Raw genomic sequence first — 19,223 nt, forward strand, 5'->3', positions numbered from 1 at the left:
GGGGTAGGGGCTATGCCCTACCTGATAACTAACTAAGCGGCGTTTTGTCGGTACCACTCAATTGTATTTTTTAACCCTTCCTCAAAGCCTACCTGAGCCGTGAAACCAAAGGCTTGCTTTGCCCGTTCAGTATCTAAACAGCGTCGGGGTTGACCATTTGGCTGGTCAGTTTCCCAAACAATCTCACCTTCAAATTCCATCAATTTCACAATCAGATTAATCAAATCACGGATGGATATTTCATAACCTGTTCCCAAATTAACCGGTTCAGATTCGTTATAGGATGTCGTACCCATAACAATACCCCTTGCAGCATCTACTGAGTAGAGAAACTCGCGGGTAGGAGAACCATCACCCCAAACTGGAAGTTGCTTTTCTCCCTTAATTTGGGCTTCATGTACCTTACGAATTAACGCCGGAATCACGTGGGAACTCTTGGGGTCAAAGTTATCTTCAGGGCCGTATAGATTCACTGGTAACAGGTAAATACCATTAAAGCCATACTGCTGGCGGTAAGATTGCAATTGCACTAACAGCGCTTTCTTGGCAACTCCATAAGGAGCATTGGTTTCTTCTGGATAGCCATTCCAGATGTCATCTTCTTTGAATGGGACTGGAGTAAATTTGGGATAGGCACAGATAGTGCCTACACAGACAAATTTTTCGATTCCAGCTTGATAGGCAGCGTGAATCAAGTGCGTACCCATGATCAAGTTATCGTAAAATAACTCGCCGGGTTTTTCGCGGTTAAGACCGATACCACCAACATGAGCCGCTAAGTGAATCACAATATCTTGCTGCTCGACTGCACGTTGGCTATTTTCCCAAACCCTGAGATCGCAGTCGCGCGATCGCGGTACAGTAATTTTCTCACGGTCAGCCCCAGCCTGACACAGCTGATCTATCACCTGACGACCTAGAAATCCTGCTCCACCTGTTACCAGAATCCGTTTATTTTTTAGTTCTAAAGCTGTCATAGTTTTATCCTTGGCAGTTTGAATCAAAAGTGGAGAGTGCCTAGTTCCTGACGAATAGTAGCAATATCATGGGGCTGTTGTGAACCATTTCCATTGGGAGATGTGTAACCCAAAGCTTGTAAATCACCTTCTACCATCAAGGATACAAGTTCTGGAAAAGTTACTGAAGTTTTCCAGCCTAACTTTTGCTGCGCTTTCGTGGGGTCACCAATTAACAAATCTACTTCCGAGGGACGCAAATAACGCTCGTCAAACTCTACATAATCTTCCCATTTAAGATTCACATAACCAAATGCCAATTCCAAAAACTCTCGTACTGAGTGAGTTTCTCCAGTAGCAATCACGTAATCATCTGGCTGGTCTTGCTGCAACATCAACCACATTGCTTGTACGTAATCTTTGGCATAACCCCAATCTCGCTTGGCATCTAAATTGCCCATATAAATGCTTTTCTGTTTACCAGCAAAGATGCGGGCGACTGCTCTGGTGATTTTGCGAGTAACAAAGGTTTCACCCCGACGTGGTGATTCATGATTAAACAGAATGCCGTTGCAAGCAAACAAGTTGTAAGATTCACGATAGTTCACTGTTTGCCAGTGAGCATAAACTTTAGCACAAGCATAGGGACTGCGAGGATAAAACGGTGTTGTCTCGCTTTGTGGTACAGCTTGGACTAAACCATACATTTCCGAGGACCCTGCTTGGTAAAAACGCACTTGAATTCCGGTGCGCTGCTGGTAGTCCCGAATGGCTTCTAACAAACGTAGAGTTCCCATTCCTACTGCATCTACTGTATATTCTGGTGAATCAAAGCTGACTCTCACATGAGATTGCGCGCCCAAGTTATAAATTTCTGTAGGTTTGACTTCTTCTAAAATTCGGCGCAAGGTAGTACCGTCTGTCAAGTCACCATAGTGAAGCAGCAACTTTACGTCTTCTTTATGAGGATCTTCGTAAATATGATCAATACGGTCTGTGTTAAAGGTAGAAGTCCGGCGAATAATACCGTGAACTTCATAACCTTTTTCTAGCAAAAACTCACTCAGATAAGAACCATCTTGACCAGTGATACCAGTAATCAACGCTCGCTTTTGTTGCATCATGCCTAATTATTCCTTTTTGTTGTAAATGTTATTGGAGATTGGAAAGTTACAGTTCATCTGAGATAAGTTAGCAGCTAATGGCCAAAATTGTCTAATAATAAACTTAAAAGTTTGAGTTACTATTACAATATAAATGTAGATTATTATACATAATGTACAGTATTTTAACAAGCCAGATAATTCAGATAATTTTTATGTAAATCAGAATCGTTAGTATAATTCTATAATTCTGCAAATCTTTGTCGAAAGTTCATTAATTCTTGGTTTTTGTGAAGTCTGTGTAAATAATGGAACTCTTCTCCACAGCAAGCTGTACTACTTACAGCAAAGGTTAGCAGTTACAGTCAGGGGCTTAAAACTTTTGTCTGACAAGAATTCCACAATTTAAGATTGCCCTAATTACTCTGGCAGATGCTATATCAGTTCACTCGATTAAAGCTACATAAGAATATCCTCGTATCCGCATTTTCCTGTCTATCCAGCACAACAGCTTATCTGTAGAGCAACTCACGCCCCCAGATAAGCTATGAGTCTTTTTTTAGTATGCTCCGTTATTTTTAGGCACGATGACAACATCAATGGTTTTTAAGATGATCCATAAATCTAGCCAAAAGGTCCTAAATTTGGCATAGTGCAGATCTATTTGGACTCTCCGGGGATAAGGAATATCATTACGTCCAGACACTTGCCATAATCCAGTAATTCCCGGACGGATGGTGAGAATCTGATCGATGTGACAGCCATATTTTGGTAATTCTTCCGCGACTAAGGGACGGGGACCAACAACACTCATATCCCCTGTTAAAACGTTCCAAAACTGGGGAAATTCGTCCAAGCTGGTAATTCGCAAGAAGTGACCAATTTTGGTAATGCGGGGGTCTTTTTTGAGCTTAAAAGTATTGGAAAATTCTTGACGCAACTCTGGGGACGTTTCCATCATTTGGACGAGAATTTCGTCTGCATTGCTGACCATAGTGCGAAATTTAATACAATTAAAGCGGCGATAGTTTTTACCAACTCTTTCTTGGACATAAAAAATTGGACCTTCTGAACTGACAGCAATCAGTAAGGTCAAAATTATGTAAAGCGGGAAAAACAAGATCAAGACCGACAGCGAAAATAAAATATCAAACAGTCGTTTGGCAAACTCTCCGTTTAAACCCTGAAAAGACAAACCTCTAGGTTGTACCTTTGGCGGTTTATTTTTTTGACCACGTTTTGTTAAAGTATGCGTCGAAGCATTGGCATCTTTACGTGGGTATCGCTTGCCGGAGAGGAGTGAGCTCTGGGCAGTCATCATACTCCTTAATAATCCACACCACACATAGTCCCGATCTTAAAGCTAAAAGGCATTGATTCTGGGGAAAAATTCCCAAAAGCCTGCAAAAGAAATCCAAAAATCCAGACCATCCCTCTCAAGAAAGTCTTTTTTCTTGACATTGATTCAAAAAAGCTAGATAGCGCTCTGCGAAGACTTGTCTAGAAAAACGAGTAGAGTGTAATCGTATATACTCGTAATTGAAAAAATCCTCATAGACTTCAAACTTTTCTACTGCCTCCACTAAAGCTGCTACTGTTTGTTCTCTGAAGAAAATACCTGTTCCTGTATCTACACAGGTACGAATATCCCGTACAGTTTCTAAAGCACCTCCCGCACCATAAGCAATCACTGGAGTTCCACAAGCTTGCGCCTCCACTAAGGCAATGCCAAAATCTTCACAAGCTGCATACACAAATGCTTTAGCACGAGCCATATATTTTTTTACCATATCATCGGGTTGCCATCCCAGTATTTGGATATGAGGATTTGCTATCTCACGCAGCTTTTTCATTTCAGGACCTGTACCAATTACCACCAATGGTCGTTTTAGCTGATTAAAAGCTTGAACAATCAAGGATACTTGTTTATAACTTACTAATCGGGAAACGATGAGATAAAAGTCCTCTTTGTCAGCTAAAAAAGGACAGTCTTCGATATTTACTGGTGGGTAAATGACTTCTGCTTCTCGCCGATAGCAACGCCAAATGCGCCTAGCTGTATGCTGTGAGTTGGCAATGAAGTAATCAACACGGTTTGCACTCAATACATCCCATTGACGCAAACTATGCAATAGATATCTTGTCATCCACCCAATCCAGCCTTTTCCTAGTTTGCTTTGGTCTAGATAATCAAAAGTCAAGTCCCAAGCATAGCGCATTGGACTATGACAATAACAGATGTGCAATTGATCAGGAGTAGTCAGGATGCCTTTGGCAACGGCATGGGATGAAGACAGAATTACGTCATATGGCCGCAAATCTAATTGTTCGATTGCCAATGGTAACAAAGGCAAATATTTTTGTACACCTTTGTGGGCTAATGGGAAGTGTTGGAGAAACGTTGTCCCAATCTGATGCTTGTATAGATAACTTTCAGGATTACTGGATTCAAAATCTATAAGGGCATATAAATCAGCATCAATGTGATTTAAAATTTCCCGGACGACGAGTTCTGAACCACCTGTGGCTTTAGGTGTCAGCCATTCATGAATGAGAGCATATTTCAAGGACACAGTTAATGTAGGGGGCAAGGGGGCAAAAGTGAAGTTATTGAATTTTGAATTTTGAGTTGATGAGTAAGTTGGGCTGTTCTTGGTTAAGCAGAAGATGCAATTTTAGGAAAAGATGTTCCGAGATGATGCGCCAACCTGATAACCTCAAAGACGAGGGTGATTTTCAAAATAACTGACATAGGAATTGGGGGTTTATGCGAATCCTGATTATTGGTGGTACTCGGTTTATTGGTGTGTATCTGACTCAGCTACTGCTGGAAGTTGGACATGAGGTGGTGTTGTTTAATCGTGGTAATTCTCCGGCACCAACGGGAGTAGGACAGATTATAGGCGATCGCACTGACTCTAGCCAGTTAAAAGCTAAGTTATCATCAGAAAATTTTGATGTTATTTTTGACAATAATGGTCGGGAACTGGTAGATACTCAGCCACTTGCAGAAATTTTTCAAGGACGGGTGCAGCATTTTGTCTATATGAGTTCTGCTGGAGTATATCTTAAATCTGACCAAATGCCCCATATAGAGGGTGATGCTGTCGATCCTAAAAGTCGTCACAAGGGTAAGCAGGAAACGGAAGCTTACTTGCAACAATCAGGAATTCCTTTTACTTCTATTCGTCCCACTTATATTTACGGACCGAAGAACTATAACGAGTTGGAAGGCTGGTTTTTTGATAGAATTGTGCGCGATCGCCCGATTCCTATTCCCGGTAATGGAATGCACATCACTCAGCTAGGCCATGTTAAGGATTTAGCCCAAGCTATGACTCAGGTCATCGGTAACGAAAAAGCCATCCAGCAGATTTATAATATCTCTGGCGATCGCTTTGTGACTTTTGATGGTTTAGCTCGTGCTTGTGCTGTGGCTGCTGGTAAATCACCGGATAATGTGAAAATCGTCCATTATGACCCGAAAAAGTTTGATTTCGGTAAACGCAAAGCTTTTCCCATGCGAGTACAACACTTTTTTGCCTCGGTAAATAAAGCGCAAATAGAATTAAATTGGCAACCTGAATATGATTTAATTTCTGGGTTGCAAGATTCTTTGGAAAATGATTATTTTCTCTCTGGACGAGATAAATCAGAAATAGATTTTTCTGTAGATGAGGAAATTTTAACTAATTCGTAATTCGTAAACAGGCGACAGGGAACAGGTGACAGGTGACAGGTAATTCTTAATTTTCTCCGCGTCCCCGCGTCTCCGCGTCTCCGTGTCCCCGTGTCCCCGCGTCATCTGGTTGATTATTTGAAGGTATCAGATAAATTACGCCTGATGTGACAGTAAAAACAACTGATACCCAGAAGGCAATTAAAGCCGGAGTTTGCCAAACTGGTGATAAAGGTGCAATAAGTAGGGATATGGCAACTATTTGACTAACTGTTTTCAGTTTCCCCCAAATATTCGCACCAGTGATGGTGGTTTGATTGACTCGCCAACCGGCGATCGCTATTTCCCGTGCTAAAATTACAAACACACCCCAAGCTGGGATTTTTCCTAATTCTACTAATACCAATAATGGTGCTAATACCAGCAATTTATCCACTAAAGGATCAAGAAGTTTGCCTAATTCGCTAATTTGGTTAAGTTTTCTGGCTAAATAACCATCTAACCAATCAGTTAAAGCTGCAATTAAAAATATTGTTAAACATATCCACTTTGCTTCATTAGTGGGATTATATAAACCGTAAAATAGAAATGGTATTCCCAAAAGACGAGAGAAAGTAATCCAGTTAGGTAAAGTCATAAATAATTCAAAATTCAAAATAGATCTTCTTCCGTCAGGGATAGAAAATTCCCCACTGAAGGCATCTACACTTTACCATGATCCACCGAATGCCCCGTCCTCAACGCAGTAGGGAGGGGATAAAAGGTTGGTTAAAATGTCTACGGCTATAAACCAGGGATATTTGACCAAAATATCAACGGCGAGCAAGCCCCTGGCTTTAGACATGGGGGTTAGCCGTTGGCGATTTTAATCGCCGCCCCCATTCTTCTACATAGTTGTATTTTATTATTAGTAACAGGACTTACTCAACTGGCATATTACTACGGTGCGTCTGATGCCGAAAATATGTTGATTGTTACCGAATTTTGGAGTCTGACGCACCCTACAAGAGACATTTAGTGTGACACTTGCGTAAGCCCTAAGTAGTTAACAAAACACTATTAGGAAAGTTAACCGTGCTATATCACTTAGATTTTCACGTCGAATACCCAGAGGATATGACTCAGCGAGAACTGTTTGCAATTTGGAGTGAAGAAGCAGATGCTGCACTACAAGCAAAAAGCGCGGGAATAGTTGTAGATTTGTGGAAATGTGTGGGAACTCGTCGGGTAATTGTGATTGTGGATGTTCCAACTCCTGACACCCTTGATCAAATTCTGTTAGATTTACCGATTATGAAAAAAAATGGTCATAAGGTGCAGGTGGAGGTAACTCCTCTAAGAAGGTATGAAGACTTTGCAGCGGATATCAAAGCTAGGTTAGAGGTTGTTTAAAAAGTATTGTTATTCAATACCTTCGCCAATTTGCAAAATATAGGGCTGAAAGCCAATAAAATCGTGACGATATCAATAGGGTTTCAAGATTTTGGCGCAGGTATTGTTATTAACATCCAATATATTGGAGACCTAACCCTCAGTTCTCTTCCATACAAGGAAAAGAAGGAATCATAAGCCCTCCTGCTGGTACGAGACATTCAGGGAGAGGTTGTTGAGGGTTAGGGGGTTAGGTCTCCTATGTCTTTAATTCAATCGAAAACTACTATTTAAATAAAATTATTCCTTTGGATATACATTCATAAAATCACAAGCAAAACTATCGACAGAGATAGCGCAAATTTTATTTTGCTACACCTATAATTAAAACCTTGTGAATACTTTTGAGGAATTTGACTCAATACTAGAAAATAATACACAGCAAGGTAAATAATATGGATATTAATGGGATATTGCCACAAAAAATAGTAGCAAATACAACTAGCAAACAGTTAATTCACCGCGATGTTAAACAGAATCCAGTACAAAAAGAGGGCTTAAATTTCACTGATTTAGCAATATCGTTAAGTCCTCTGAGCTTTGTCTTGGTTTGGGCTATTTTTCTAGTTATTTTGCAAAAAACTCGTTCTCATTTAGATAATAAGATAGTTTTTACTATCAATGGTTTACAGAAAGTTCCTTGTAAAAACTGTAAATTTTTTGCCAATAATCATTATCTTAAGTGTGCTGTGCAGCCCGATCTTGTTCTCACAGAAGAGGCAATAAATTGTTCTGAATACTGCCCCAAAAAAGGCAAATTTCCCATCAATCAATTTTTTAATTAAGTCCTACCAATTCTGACGCGGAGATGGGGGGACGCAGAGACGCGGGGAGGGGAAGACGCGGAGAGTTTGTTTGATCAGCAATTAAGTAGAGTAAAACCCTCTTTCTCCCTGCACCCTGCACCCTGCCCCCTGCCTATTTATTCCCTATTCCCTATTCCCTATTCCCTGTTCCCTGTTCCCTGTTTACGAATTACGTATCCCTAGCGGGACCGTAGGCACTATTACGAATTAGTTACTTTGGTGATTGATTATATTTTGCTATCAACTCTTTCACTTGAGCCATGACCAGTGGGTGTTGATCTGTTTGCAAGTGGGGGAGAATTTCTTGAATTACTCGCTGAGAAACTACACTCAGGTAGGAAATCGCTGCTTCCCTCACAAAACCTGTGGGATGGCGCAAATTTACCAGAATTTCCGTAGTTGTAAGTCGAATATAAGCAGCTTGAGCAAAATGAAAACAGCAAGCCAAACACCAATCAGATAGCAAATTTCCTTGATTAATTAGCTTACACAGGCGCTCATTGACGGAAATATTTTCATATTTCCAAAATCCTCCATCGACAAGATACTTGAGTTTTTCTTGTTCTGGTCGTCGATCTAAAATGTTTAGCAATAAAGACTTGCAAGGCAAATTCACAGTGTGGTCTAATATCTCTAAACCTCGTGCTAAATTCACCAAGGACTGAGATTGAAGATTGAAAGCTGCGGCTTGCATCTTTTCTGCGGGGTAAAGCAGTTTCAACAGCAGTAATAACCGATCTTTAACATCCAACTCTAATTCTAGAAGTGAGCGTTGCAGCAACTGACCAATAGTCAAAATCTTCTCATTCTTTTGATAATATTCAAGAGAATCGAGATTTTGGAAGTCTAGGTAAGCAGCATATATCTCACCTAATAATCGTAATTCTTGCTCAATTAAAGCTTCAACCCGACTTTCATAAAACCGATCCACAACACTGCTATTTTCAGCTTGTTGCTGAATTTTCAGTAAACTGCGGAGGATATAGTCTCTAGTAGTACCCCAGGATATTTCCAAATATAGCCATAAAGTTTCTATGGCTTCTGGTGTGGCGATTTGAGCAATTGTCCGCCAAGCGTACATTCGCACAACTTCTGGTTTGTAAATATTTGTAGCTAGTTTCAACAGCATGGGAACGGCTTCATTTTCCAGACTCACCAAGCACTGCATAGCTGTAGTTCGAGTAGATTTGTAATAAAGTGCTGCCAGCAGTGATGAATAGTACTCCTCTAAATGGGTAGCAGCAATCATTTCTAAGACGGCACAGCGTACCCGCAATGAGTTATCTTGCAATAAATTGGGGATGTGAATCCGCAATGCTTGTAAATGGATTGCTTCTCTAAGCGCTCTGACTCCATTTACCCGTTCTCGTTCTTGTTCATGAGTCAGCATCAGCCGCATAGTTTTAGAAGCTGCTAACTTTTGCATAGGAGTTCCTTGACGCAAGAGTAAAGCTGCGGCGGTGGCGCGGATAAGTGCGTGGTGTTTTGGTTGCAGGTACTCTTCTAATAGACTTAAATCAGGATTGACTCCAGCCAGCCAAACGTAACGCATAGCCAGAGCGAACACTTCAGGATCAACTGTTCCTAGGGGTTGGTCTAACAAGAAACGAATTTCAGGGATATAGAGAGGATTTGCACCTGCGAGCAGCATCACTTCTAAGCTTTGAACTTGTAAATCTGGGGGTAACTTAACTAGCAATGGTGCTAAAACTTCTCCTGCTCCGGGAAGATCAATTTGGGCTAAAAGTTCCAGACAAGAGTGTTTATCGGCTGTAGTGCCTGTTTCTACTAAAGCTTTGACTATTCCCTGCTTGAAGGCACGCAAGCCCACGGTGGCAGCACTTAATCCGCCTCGTTCTGCACTTAAGACTAATACGTCAACATAGCGCGATCGCAATTCCCACACTACTTTTAAACAGGTGGCAGCTACAATCACGGTTTCGCCGATTAATACCCACTTTTGTAGTGGTTCAGGAACATATTTTTTGGAGATAAATATAGTGGCGAAAATTACTACTCCTGTCAAACCTGATGCGATCGCTTCGGCTGTCCCACTGGATAAGGCCTGCATTCGGCTACGAATCCGCTCTGGAATCGGTTGATACAGCGCGGGACCGCTACTAATCACAAAGGTATAACGCAGCAGTTCATCGCAAAATTTGAGACTGATTAAACCCCAGAAAAATCCCGGCTCTTCAATGGCCGGAAATAAGTTGAGAAGGGAAATCACCGCTGGTAATAAAAAACCGACAGTAATTGGTAAGAGTGCAGCTGTGAAAAACACACCGACTTTTTCAATCAGTCGGCTGGAAATAAACCACTGGGTAACTAATTCACACAGTCCCACAATGCCACCAAACACACCCAAGAAGCCGGCAAGTTCTTGTTGACTTAAATTGGAATTCAGTTCCCGCAAATACTGAAAATCTATTAATAGACCAATGACTTGCAACAGGGCAAAAAAGGCGAATAACTGCCAAACATAGCGTTTTAGGGGAGTTTCTAGGCGGCGGTGTCGGGAGGCTTGTTCTTCGGTGATGTGCCGTTGTGGGGTATGGGGAAATGCGGTTGGATATTTATAAGTTAAATAAAATAAGATTCCTGAGCCGAAAAGAACGACTATACAAGCAATGAGAATGACTGTATTCAGGTTGGCGAATTTAAGTAACCAAGGTAAACTAAAGCCACTAATCACGTCGGCTACTAATATGCCACTACTAACTAATGGGTAAGTGCGCTTAATCTCACGAATGTTGAAGAGTTGATTAGCAACAATTGAGGTGTTGAGGTCATTGACTACGTAACAGGCATCTACCCACAACCTCAGCAGAAAAATGATAATTACTGCCACGTAGGGAATATGTATACCCCAATGTAATACTACTAATAACAATAAGGGCATGACCATGCCTGGTGCGATCGCTACAATCACCGCACGCAACGGAAAAACTTTTTGTAACCAAGAGTATAAAACAACTAGTCCAGCACCTGTGACTGCACTGGCAATATAAATCCAAGGTAGTTGTCCCGCACCATATTCATCTAAAAACATGGCTACAGTGCTATCCTCAGCCCACCGCAATCCTACAGATACAATTGTGTAGAAGGCAAACATCATCCAAGTGCGTTCCACTTCTTCTGGTCGAAGATTCACCCACTTAAGCAATCGTGCCACAACGCCTTTATTGGTAGCTAACCTGTGATTTTTTAATTCCATGCAGTTTTAATTTCTGGGGTAATCACAACGCAATGGCTAAGTAATTAGAATAACAGTATCTGAATAGCAAAAGTCCTGAACAACTGAGTATTATCTTTCCCACTCAGGTGTCAGGACTATCATTTTTAGATAAATTTACCAGAATTTAGACAACAATTTAAAACTGATGAGCGCTTGGGGTCGGAAAACAATATCCCTGATTTCCACACAGAGTCTATTATTACCTCATATACCCAGCCCTCACCACTATTTTGGTCAGAGGATTATTTTTTGGGAGAAATCAGCATCATCATATTTCGCCCTTCTTTCTTTGGCGCTTGCTGTACTTCACCGAATGGATCTAAGTCAGTCGCCATTCGCTTAAGCAACTCCTCTGCTAGATCACTGTGTTGGATTTCTCGACCCCGGAACATCACAGTGGCTTTGACTTTATCACCGTCTTTGAGAAAGCGTTCTGCTTGCTTGACGCGCACATTATAGTCATGTTCTTCTATTTTGTAGCGCATCTTCACTTCCTTCACATCAGCCGTGTGCTGCTTCTTCCGGGCTTCCCGCGCCTTTTTCTCCTGCTCAAATTTATATTTGCCGTAGTCCATGATTCGACATACCGGCGGATCAGCTTTGTCACTGAGTAGCACCAGATCTAGTTCTTTGTCTTCTGCTAGTTGTAGCGCTTCCTGTGGAGTTATAATTCCCAGTTGTGCGCCATCAGTGTCAATGACCCGAATTTTCGGGAAGCGAATCCGTTCGTTAATTTGGGGCAGATCGCGAGTTCTTTTTTTCTCAATCACAGGCATTATGATTTTTGGGAGCTTTTTAGTTAAGGATTGGGCTTGGTCTTGGTTTACTTAGTTTTGGTTGTTATGCCCAGACAGGCAAAATACACAAATGACTCACAACTGAAAAATGAGTCTATATTCTCTAGGATAGCGAATCCATACAATAGTTGGATTGTCTGTTATATTTGTCATTCTACTCACTTTGATATAATTTCCCTACAATAGTTAATTTAAATTACATAAACTCGGATAATATTAAGTATCATTACACTTTTGAGCAATACCTTGACATTTTTACCAATTAACACATATTTCTTATTTCTGGGCTAAATATATAAACAGGTTATCAAACTCATCGTAACATATAATATTACATTAGACTCAAACAGTATTATATTTTGCATAACCACCGCTGCTAAGATTGAAATTAGTAGTGTTTCCAAGCTCATGAGTTGGAGGAATCTGTGACTACTACGTTATCTTGGCAGCAGCGGGTTGGTAATCAAAGAGACTGGGTTTGGCGAGGTTGGCAAATCCGCTACACGTATATCCGTCCTTGTGAAAATCATCAAAATGAAACACCTTTAATTTTGCTACATGGGTTTGGTGCTTCTATTGGTCATTGGCGACAAAATTTAGAGGTTTTGGGCGAACATCATACAGTTTACGCGTTAGATATGCTAGGTTTTGGCGCTTCGGAAAAAGCCCCAGCTAACTACAGCGTTGAACTTTGGGTAGAACAGGTTTACGACTTTTGGAAAGCATTTATCCGTCAACCAGTAATATTGGTAGGCAATTCTACTGGTTCACTGATTTCTATGGTTGCTGCTGCTGCTCATCCTGATATGGTGCAGGGTGTAGTCATGATGAGTTTGCCAGATCCGACTTTGGAACAAGAACTCCTTCCCGCTTTTTTGCACCCAGTGGTCAGAGGAATAAAAAGTATTATTGCTTCTGGTGTGATTCTGAAACCTATTTTTAATCTGGTACGACGGCCAGGTGTACTGCGACGCTGGGCTAGTATTGCTTATGCTAACCCAGAAGCTATTACCGACGAACTCATAGAAATTCTAGCTGGACCTCCTCAAGATAGAGGTTCTACCCTTGCTTTTATCGCTCTTTTCAAAGCTTCAATTGGTGTAAATTTTAGTCCTAGTGTCAAGAAAATATTACCAAACTTAACAATTCCTATGCTATTGATTTGGGGAAAAAAAGATCGATTTGTTCCCCCAGTTTTGGCTAGTGAATTTGCTCGATATAACGATAAATTAGAACTGCTGCATTTAGAAGATGTTGGTCACTGTCCCCATGATGAAGCACCGGAACAGGTTAACGAGGTGATTTTGAATTGGATTGAGAAAAATAGGTAACAAGTGAGATGGAAATTTTCGTAATTACGAATTAAGTAGCCATCATGAACCGCCTACACCAGGACACATGAGAAACTTCTTATTCCCCTCCACGAAACAGCGGGGAGGGGTTAGGGGTGGGGTCTTATTTTCAAGTCAGCTTGGCACAATTAAATATAAAACCTCTCTCCAAACCTCTCCCCTACCAGAGGAGAGGCTTTGACTCCCCCTTCCCTGGTAGGGAAGGGGGTTGGGGGGTTAGGTTTATATTATATTTTTTAACGCCCACTTACGAATTACGAATTACGAATTACGAATTATACTAGCCAATCGTAACTTGATCGGTATTTACACCCGTAGCACCATTTACAGAACGAGCTACAGAAATCATCTTGTTGAGAATATCCTGACTAGGAACTTTACCTTTTAGTACCACAGTGCTGCTCGTTTGAGCAACCCAGAGAGTATCAACGTCATCAAGTTGGGTATCTTGGTCAAACGCCAATGCTACTCGTTTGGCTAAACCGCTTTGGTCATATTCTCCATTTAATCCTAGACGTTCTGGAGGAATGCTTTGGGTAGCAGTAGCCGCACTTTGTGGTATTGGTTGAGGAGTCGGATTTACTTGTGCATTTTCCGTTTTTTCCATACCAAAAAGTCTTTTTAACCAACTCATAACAATTTTTCTCTTACTTCAAGATTTATGCATCCCAAGTATAAACTCTTCAAGAAAAAGTAACATCTACCGCTGAAAGGATATTTACTAACTAATATTTTTACTGTTTTTGCTCCATCTGTTTTTTCAGCCAGAGGCAATGGCTGAAAAACTAGTTACTTTGTACTATATTTTGAACTCCAAAATCGGGGTTAATACTCTATTGTTTTCAAAATGAGAATTGCTGCCCTACAATCCTGATTCAGACAAGATGCCACAAGTGTATTAAAATAAAAGATTAGACCGAAAATTCAGTGTGGTAGTAAGTCTAGCGCAGCCATGAGTTCAGGTCTGCGTTAATCTTAAGCTCCCCTAGCCTCTGTTGGCAAAAATGAAACATACTCTTTCTGTTCTTGTAGAAGATGAAGCGGGGGTTCTGTCCCGTATTTCCAGTTTATTTGCTCGTCGTGGCTTTAATATTGAAAGCCTTGCTGTTGGTCCGGCTGAACAGGGAGGTGTTTCTCGAATTACAATGGTTGTACCTGGTGACGATCGCGTGATTGAGCAACTCACCAAGCAATTATACAAGTTAGTTAATGTCCTCAAAGTACAGGATATTACCGAAACTCCTTGTGTAGAACGGGAATTGATGCTTTTGAAAGTGAATGCTACTAGCAGCAATCGTTCAGAAGTAATTGAAATATCTCAGATTTTCCGGGCTAGGGTTGTAGATGTGGCGGAAGATTCTCTGACGTTGGAAGTTGTGGGAGATCCTGGTAAAATGGTGGCGATTGTGCAAGTGCTGCAAAAATTTGGTCTCAGGGAAATCGCCCGTACTGGTAAAATTTCGTTACCTCGTGAATCTGGTGTTAATACTGAATTGCTTAAATCTTTGGAAGCAAAGGTTTAGTTTCAGATAGTATAAGAACCCCACCCCCAACCCCCTCCCCGCTGTTTCGTGGAGGGGGCTATTATGTATACTAAAAACGGCTAGAAACTTTACTTTTTATGGATGAAAAGACTCAGTTATAAGCCTCTCCCGTATTAAAAGTTTCTCCTCTTCCCTCCCTTGTAGGGGAGGGTTAGGGAGGGGTGCGGGGAGAGGTTTGGAGAGGGGTTCCATATTTGGTTAAACTATGAACCGTTCGCAGCATAACTCATAGGATTAGAAAATGCCATAAATGAAAAAATTACTTTAAATAAATCAGCAAATTTAATCCGGGAATTGTGCGGGAGAGAGTCCACAAAACTAGGGTGATGTAAAGTAAACCTAAACTCCATTGATACCAAGCAAGTGTAGCGATAATTCCGGGTAAATGTTCATCTCTTAAACGAATGTCGTTAAATCCTAATCGCACTAAATTATTCAGACTAAAGTCGTAGTAGTTTAGCCAATTCCATCGCTGATTCCATAATAAAGGCATATATCTTTCACGGAATGTAGGATTTCTTGGAATGACTGGTAAACGTCCAATTAATAATCTTAATTGTCGTAAAGTTCCATCTTCTGTGAAGTAGGAAATATTCATTAAATCGTGATAACGTCCTTGTTGATAAAGTCGCCATAATAAGATAACAGGAACGGGGACTATAATAATTAATAGACAACCTAAAGTCAGCCAAGGCTGTGCAGTATTGTGAAATATTCCTAATAAGCTTAAAGATGCTAAAGAGCTAAAGCTTGTCAATATAGAAATTGTTTCGTAAGATGTGGGAATGATGGGGATAGGACGCAGACGACGGTAACGGTCTATTAACCAAAATAATAACCCAAAGTAGGATATAGCTAATCCCCCCACGCCAAATACTAACCAAAGGTTCGTCCCATAACCACTCAATAACAGCAGTACACTCAACAATAACCAGTTCACAGCTTGAATTAACCATCCTCCGAGAGAGATAGGTTCACTTGCAACCAAGCGATCGCTTAATTTATCATAAGTTTCTAAATCAATATCTGCTAAAGTTAGCAATTCCCTACTATTAAGAATCTTTTTTATTAATCGCCGTTCTTTGATGGCTTCTGCTTGGGTAGGAGAAAAACCGAGATTAATTAAACTGAGAACGGAAGCATTATTAATATTTGTGGCTACTAAACGTTGGCTTAATTCTATTAATTTTAGTCGTTGCTTTGTATATTCTAGTTGATTTGCATCAGGAATTTGCTGCTGCTGACGAAAATTTTGTCCCAAATTTCGTAAAACATTTTGATTACCTTGTAATGTTGGTACACAAAACTTTTTGCCAATTTCCCCAGGATTACCCAATATTTTCGCTTGATTAGAATTAAAAGTCAAGCCAGGTACATTTAAAAATGCGGTTGCTGCAAATCTAGTATCACTAAAATCTGCTTGATTAAGAATACTTGCACCTTGCAAATCTACCGATTCATTAAATTCTGTTTCTCGAAAAATTACAGCTTGTTTAAAATTTGCTTCTTGCAATAAAAAAACTTGCGAAAAATTGGATTTTGTAAATTGGACTTGATTTGCAAAAGTTACATCAGAAAAATCCGCTATTCCTTGCCAAGAACTACTATTAAATTTAGCTAATTGCTGAAAATTGGCTTCATTGAAATTAGCATTTTTAGCAAAAATACTACCTTGGAAATTAGTAACTTCTTTAAAATTAACTTTTTTAAAACTAGCTTTATCAAAAAAAATGCTGCCTTGAAAATTACTAACTTGATGAAAAATAGCAGAATTGAAGCTAACCGGACGGCTAAATCTGGTTTCATTCCAGTTAGTCTCTTTGAGAAAATTTGCACCTTGAGTATCTATAGACTGAAGAAAAAAAGTATTATAAAATTGCACTTCTCCATTAAATCGAGTTGCCACAAAAGTCAAAGCCCCACGAAAGACAGTAATCTCACTGGAAGTATTTGACTGACGATCTAAAAGTGACTTGCAATCTTTAGAGTCAGGAAAAGCGATTGCTAAAGATTGCAAACATACCAAACGCAAGCGTTCTAATTGTTCTTGTTCAGTAGGAGTAAAAATTGGCGCTATAGCTTGAACATAAAGAGGAGTCCTTAAACCCAAATCTGTACCAATAAAATCACCCTGAACTAAAGAATAACTCAAATCTAAACCCAAAGGTTTTGCACCAGTTTTTTGTAATTCTTTTCGTAAAATTTGGTAAAATCCGGCGCGAAAAGTAGTATTTTCTGGACGCAAATCAATCACCATTTGCCGCAAATCAACTGTTAAATTACCTTCCCGTAAAATAGGACTTTTAACTCTTTCTTGTAACAATTCCAGAGTTAAAGGTATACGTTCTGGTTGTGCTGCGAAAGCTGGGAGAGGGAGAAAGAGTAAAACGCAGAGTAACACAAAGGAAAGCGCAGAGTAACACAGAGAAACTTTGCGAAACTCTGCGTTTAACCTCTGCGTACCTCTGCGTTTAAAAAACAAATTATGCAATTTTTTAGTTATCGTGAATTAGTAAAACAATTTTACCTGTAATAGAGCCTTTTTCTAGTAACTGGTGAGCATTTGCAGCCGCTTTGAGAGGAAATGTATTGCTAACTTGGATTTTTAACTTATTTTCATCTATCCAATTAGCGCATTGTTGGAGAATTTCGCCATGATGTTGAAGTGCTTCGATATTTCCTAACAGCATTGGTGTTAACATTAATTCTAAGCCAATGCGAAGATTTCTGTTTCTCGCAACTTTCCAAACTGTATTAGCGTTGGGTTCGAGAATGGTGACGATATCGCCATAAGTCCGCACTGCGGGGAAGGTTTTATCAAAAATTTCACCACCAATAGTATCAAAAGCTAAGTCTACACCTTCGCCGTTTGTCCAATCTAAAGTAGCTTGAAGAAAATCAGTTTCTTTGTAAAAAATTACTTTGTCAGCACCAAGTTGAGTTACGAAATTTGCTTTTTCTTGAGAACTAACAGTAGTCGCGACATCTGCACCTTTTAGTTTAGCTAATTGAATGGCAACATGACCAACACCACCAGCACCGGCGTGAATTAAAACTTTGTCTCCTGGTTCGAGTTTTCCCCTTTCGTATAATGCTTCCCAAGCTGTGATTAAGACTAAGGGTGCTGCTGCTGCTTCCGCAAAAGAAATTGATTTTGGTTTAGAGGCAACAAATCTTTCATCAACAGTGGTATATTCTGCGTAATTGCCCTGGTGTGCGCCTAAACCGCCATAGCAAAAATATACTTCATCTCCAGGTTGAAATTTTTGGACACTAGCACCGATAGCTTCGACGATACCTGCACCATCACATCCTAATATAGCTGGCATTTGTTCGGGATAAAAAGTGCCTCGTTTCCGCAATTTGGTATCTAAGGGATTAATACCAGCTGCTACTAAGCGGACTAAAAGTTCTGTATTTCCTGGTGTGGGTTTGGGGACTTCTTGTAGTTGGAGAACTTCGGGGTTCCCCGCTGCTGTCATTAAGACTGCTTGCATGATTATTTTCTCCTAGATACACGGTTATTTGCAACTTTAGCGTAATTTAGGTTTTGTTTCGCACAGCCATGCGTATTTACATCAGGTAAAATAAAATACTGCAAAAAGAAAAAAACCGCGAGGCCATATGGCTTCACGGCTTTCAGTGTGGTGTGAGGAGTTTAACTACATATGATCATAGACTACATATCCTGTGAAAGTGCGCTCGTATCAGTTTTGGTAACAGGATTTTTTTCAGGATGAATTTACTTTATCTAAGTAGATGTTAAATTTTAGCCTTAACTGTATTGGGTTTTCAGTCACATCTTGCGTAATATCAATTCACTTAATTAAAAAGTAAAAACCGTGGAAATATGAACCAATCCACGGCTTATAAATGTGGTGTGAGGAGACTTAACTTTTATAATCATAAGTCATATTCTCATTGGTAACTCAATCACCACAAATTTCGTTACATAATGGTTGTTTGATGACAAAAAAATATTTTTTCTTTTTTGAACGGGCAATAATTTTTTACCAGCGAAAGTTGCGGCTTCTACCAATGGCTTAAAACCATAATTCATCTCAGGTGCGCCGCCAGTCAAATCGACAATTTTGAATTCGGGAAATTTGTAAATTAATGCCATTAATTGTTGACAAATTTCTAGATAAAGTTCTTATTTTCTTATGGGAATAGCTTCCACATGGCAATGATTACAAGGAAGATTACAACGCTTACCAAGATTAATTTATAAAACGTTTATCCTCTTTTTTATTAAAAGCGAACTTAGTTTATTTTGAAAAGGTGTAATTGCTGTTTGCACCATAATTTATACCTGAA

General features: G+C 40.1%; 16 protein-coding genes and 1 pseudogene. 6 read left to right on the plus strand and 11 right to left on the minus strand.

What is annotated here, in order from left to right:
• Positions 1 to 32: 32 nt before the first annotated feature.
• The 4 genes from A9Y75_RS05330 to A9Y75_RS05345 all read right to left on the minus strand — a co-directional run bounded on the left by A9Y75_RS05330 (position 33) and on the right by A9Y75_RS05345 (position 4,632).
• Positions 33 to 977 (minus strand): GDP-L-fucose synthase, encoded by a 945-nt coding sequence (locus A9Y75_RS05330; RefSeq protein WP_071188831.1) that lies wholly within the window; start codon positions 975 to 977, stop codon positions 33 to 35.
• 23 nt (positions 978 to 1,000) lie between these two features.
• Complete coding sequence (gene gmd / locus A9Y75_RS05335) at positions 1,001 to 2,080, minus strand: GDP-mannose 4,6-dehydratase (protein ID WP_071188488.1); 1,080 nt, start codon at positions 2,078 to 2,080, stop codon at positions 1,001 to 1,003.
• Between the two features lie 538 nt (positions 2,081 to 2,618).
• On the minus strand, positions 2,619 to 3,377 hold the full coding sequence (locus tag A9Y75_RS05340; RefSeq protein WP_071188489.1) for a sugar transferase: 759 nt from the start codon (positions 3,375 to 3,377) through the stop codon (positions 2,619 to 2,621).
• Between the two features lie 118 nt (positions 3,378 to 3,495).
• Positions 3,496 to 4,632, minus strand: a complete 1,137-nt coding sequence (locus A9Y75_RS05345; RefSeq protein WP_071188832.1) for a glycosyltransferase — start codon at positions 4,630 to 4,632, stop codon at positions 3,496 to 3,498.
• Positions 4,633 to 4,826: 194 nt separating this feature from the next.
• On the opposite strand from A9Y75_RS05345, the gene A9Y75_RS05350 reads away from it, so the two are divergent.
• Positions 4,827 to 5,759, plus strand: a complete 933-nt coding sequence (locus tag A9Y75_RS05350; RefSeq protein WP_071188490.1) for an NAD-dependent epimerase/dehydratase family protein — start codon at positions 4,827 to 4,829, stop codon at positions 5,757 to 5,759.
• A 46-nt stretch (positions 5,760 to 5,805) separates the two neighbouring features.
• Here A9Y75_RS05350 and pgsA read toward each other — a convergent pair whose 3' ends face one another.
• Positions 5,806 to 6,375, minus strand: a complete 570-nt coding sequence (gene pgsA / locus A9Y75_RS05355) for a CDP-diacylglycerol--glycerol-3-phosphate 3-phosphatidyltransferase (protein WP_071188491.1) — start codon at positions 6,373 to 6,375, stop codon at positions 5,806 to 5,808.
• Positions 6,376 to 6,594: 219 nt separating this feature from the next.
• Here pgsA and A9Y75_RS28265 point away from each other — a divergent pair, with 219 nt between their 5' ends.
• The 3 genes from A9Y75_RS28265 (at position 6,595) to A9Y75_RS05365 (ending at position 7,954) form a co-directional block, all read left to right on the plus strand.
• Positions 6,595 to 6,756: a hypothetical protein gene (locus A9Y75_RS28265; RefSeq protein WP_177176112.1), complete on the plus strand. Its 162-nt coding sequence runs from the start codon at positions 6,595 to 6,597 to the stop codon at positions 6,754 to 6,756.
• A 56-nt stretch (positions 6,757 to 6,812) separates the two neighbouring features.
• Positions 6,813 to 7,130, plus strand: coding sequence for a muconolactone Delta-isomerase family protein (locus A9Y75_RS05360; RefSeq protein WP_083389493.1), 318 nt, complete (start codon positions 6,813 to 6,815; stop codon positions 7,128 to 7,130).
• Positions 7,131 to 7,564: 434 nt separating this feature from the next.
• Entirely contained in the window at positions 7,565 to 7,954 is a 390-nt protein-coding gene (locus A9Y75_RS05365) for a hypothetical protein (RefSeq protein WP_071188493.1), read from the plus strand.
• Positions 7,955 to 8,186: 232 nt separating this feature from the next.
• On the opposite strand, the gene A9Y75_RS05370 is transcribed toward A9Y75_RS05365, so the two are convergent.
• Together A9Y75_RS05370 and infC are read right to left on the minus strand one after the other, a co-directional pair.
• Positions 8,187 to 11,192, minus strand: a complete 3,006-nt coding sequence (locus A9Y75_RS05370) for an MFS transporter (RefSeq protein ID WP_071188494.1) — start codon at positions 11,190 to 11,192, stop codon at positions 8,187 to 8,189.
• A gap of 263 nt (positions 11,193 to 11,455) precedes the next feature.
• Positions 11,456 to 11,989: a translation initiation factor IF-3 gene (gene infC, locus A9Y75_RS05375; protein WP_071188495.1), complete on the minus strand. Its 534-nt coding sequence runs from the start codon at positions 11,987 to 11,989 to the stop codon at positions 11,456 to 11,458.
• A gap of 446 nt (positions 11,990 to 12,435) precedes the next feature.
• On the opposite strand from infC, the gene A9Y75_RS05380 reads away from it, so the two are divergent.
• Positions 12,436 to 13,341, plus strand: a complete 906-nt coding sequence (locus A9Y75_RS05380) for an alpha/beta fold hydrolase (protein ID WP_071188496.1) — start codon at positions 12,436 to 12,438, stop codon at positions 13,339 to 13,341.
• A gap of 301 nt (positions 13,342 to 13,642) precedes the next feature.
• Here A9Y75_RS05380 and A9Y75_RS05385 read toward each other — a convergent pair whose 3' ends face one another.
• Positions 13,643 to 13,996: a phospholipid-binding protein gene (locus tag A9Y75_RS05385; RefSeq protein ID WP_071188497.1), complete on the minus strand. Its 354-nt coding sequence runs from the start codon at positions 13,994 to 13,996 to the stop codon at positions 13,643 to 13,645.
• Positions 13,997 to 14,366: 370 nt separating this feature from the next.
• Here A9Y75_RS05385 and ilvN point away from each other — a divergent pair, with 370 nt between their 5' ends.
• A complete protein-coding gene (gene ilvN / locus A9Y75_RS05390; protein ID WP_071188498.1) occupies positions 14,367 to 14,885 on the plus strand; it encodes an acetolactate synthase small subunit in 519 nt (172 codons plus the stop codon).
• Positions 14,886 to 15,165: 280 nt separating this feature from the next.
• Here ilvN and A9Y75_RS05395 read toward each other — a convergent pair whose 3' ends face one another.
• The 3 genes and pseudogenes from A9Y75_RS05395 to A9Y75_RS26195 form a co-directional block, all read right to left on the minus strand.
• The gene (locus A9Y75_RS05395) at positions 15,166 to 17,397 is read right to left on the minus strand and encodes a pentapeptide repeat-containing protein (protein ID WP_071188499.1); all 2,232 of its coding nucleotides are present in this window, start codon (positions 17,395 to 17,397) and stop codon (positions 15,166 to 15,168) included.
• A 4-nt stretch (positions 17,398 to 17,401) separates the two neighbouring features.
• Positions 17,402 to 18,403, minus strand: a complete 1,002-nt coding sequence (locus A9Y75_RS05400) for a zinc-dependent alcohol dehydrogenase family protein (protein WP_071188500.1) — start codon at positions 18,401 to 18,403, stop codon at positions 17,402 to 17,404.
• A 503-nt stretch (positions 18,404 to 18,906) separates the two neighbouring features.
• Positions 18,907 to 19,131: pseudogene (locus A9Y75_RS26195) on the minus strand (DUF3641 domain-containing protein); the annotation flags it as partial.
• Positions 19,132 to 19,223: the final 92 nt, after the last annotated feature.

Origin of the sequence: Trichormus sp. NMC-1 (assembly GCF_001858025.1) — a bacterium.
Classification (GTDB): domain Bacteria; phylum Cyanobacteriota; class Cyanobacteriia; order Cyanobacteriales; family Nostocaceae; genus Anabaena.

Coding starts and splice junctions, on each gene's coding strand:
- gmd (WP_071188488.1), bottom strand. CDS start 2,080: ATGATGCAACAAAAGCGAGCGTTGATTACTGGTATCACTGGTCAAGAT.
- A9Y75_RS05370 (WP_071188494.1), bottom strand. CDS start 11,192: ATGGAATTAAAAAATCACAGGTTAGCTACCAATAAAGGCGTTGTGGCA.
- A9Y75_RS05350 (WP_071188490.1), top strand. CDS start 4,827: ATGCGAATCCTGATTATTGGTGGTACTCGGTTTATTGGTGTGTATCTG.
- A9Y75_RS05365 (WP_071188493.1), top strand. CDS start 7,565: ATGGATATTAATGGGATATTGCCACAAAAAATAGTAGCAAATACAACT.
- ilvN (WP_071188498.1), top strand. CDS start 14,367: ATGAAACATACTCTTTCTGTTCTTGTAGAAGATGAAGCGGGGGTTCTG.
- A9Y75_RS05340 (WP_071188489.1), bottom strand. CDS start 3,377: ATGACTGCCCAGAGCTCACTCCTCTCCGGCAAGCGATACCCACGTAAA.
- A9Y75_RS05385 (WP_071188497.1), bottom strand. CDS start 13,996: ATGAGTTGGTTAAAAAGACTTTTTGGTATGGAAAAAACGGAAAATGCA.
- A9Y75_RS05400 (WP_071188500.1), bottom strand. CDS start 18,403: ATGCAAGCAGTCTTAATGACAGCAGCGGGGAACCCCGAAGTTCTCCAA.
- A9Y75_RS05330 (WP_071188831.1), bottom strand. CDS start 977: ATGACAGCTTTAGAACTAAAAAATAAACGGATTCTGGTAACAGGTGGA.
- infC (WP_071188495.1), bottom strand. CDS start 11,989: ATGCCTGTGATTGAGAAAAAAAGAACTCGCGATCTGCCCCAAATTAAC.
- pgsA (WP_071188491.1), bottom strand. CDS start 6,375: ATGACTTTACCTAACTGGATTACTTTCTCTCGTCTTTTGGGAATACCA.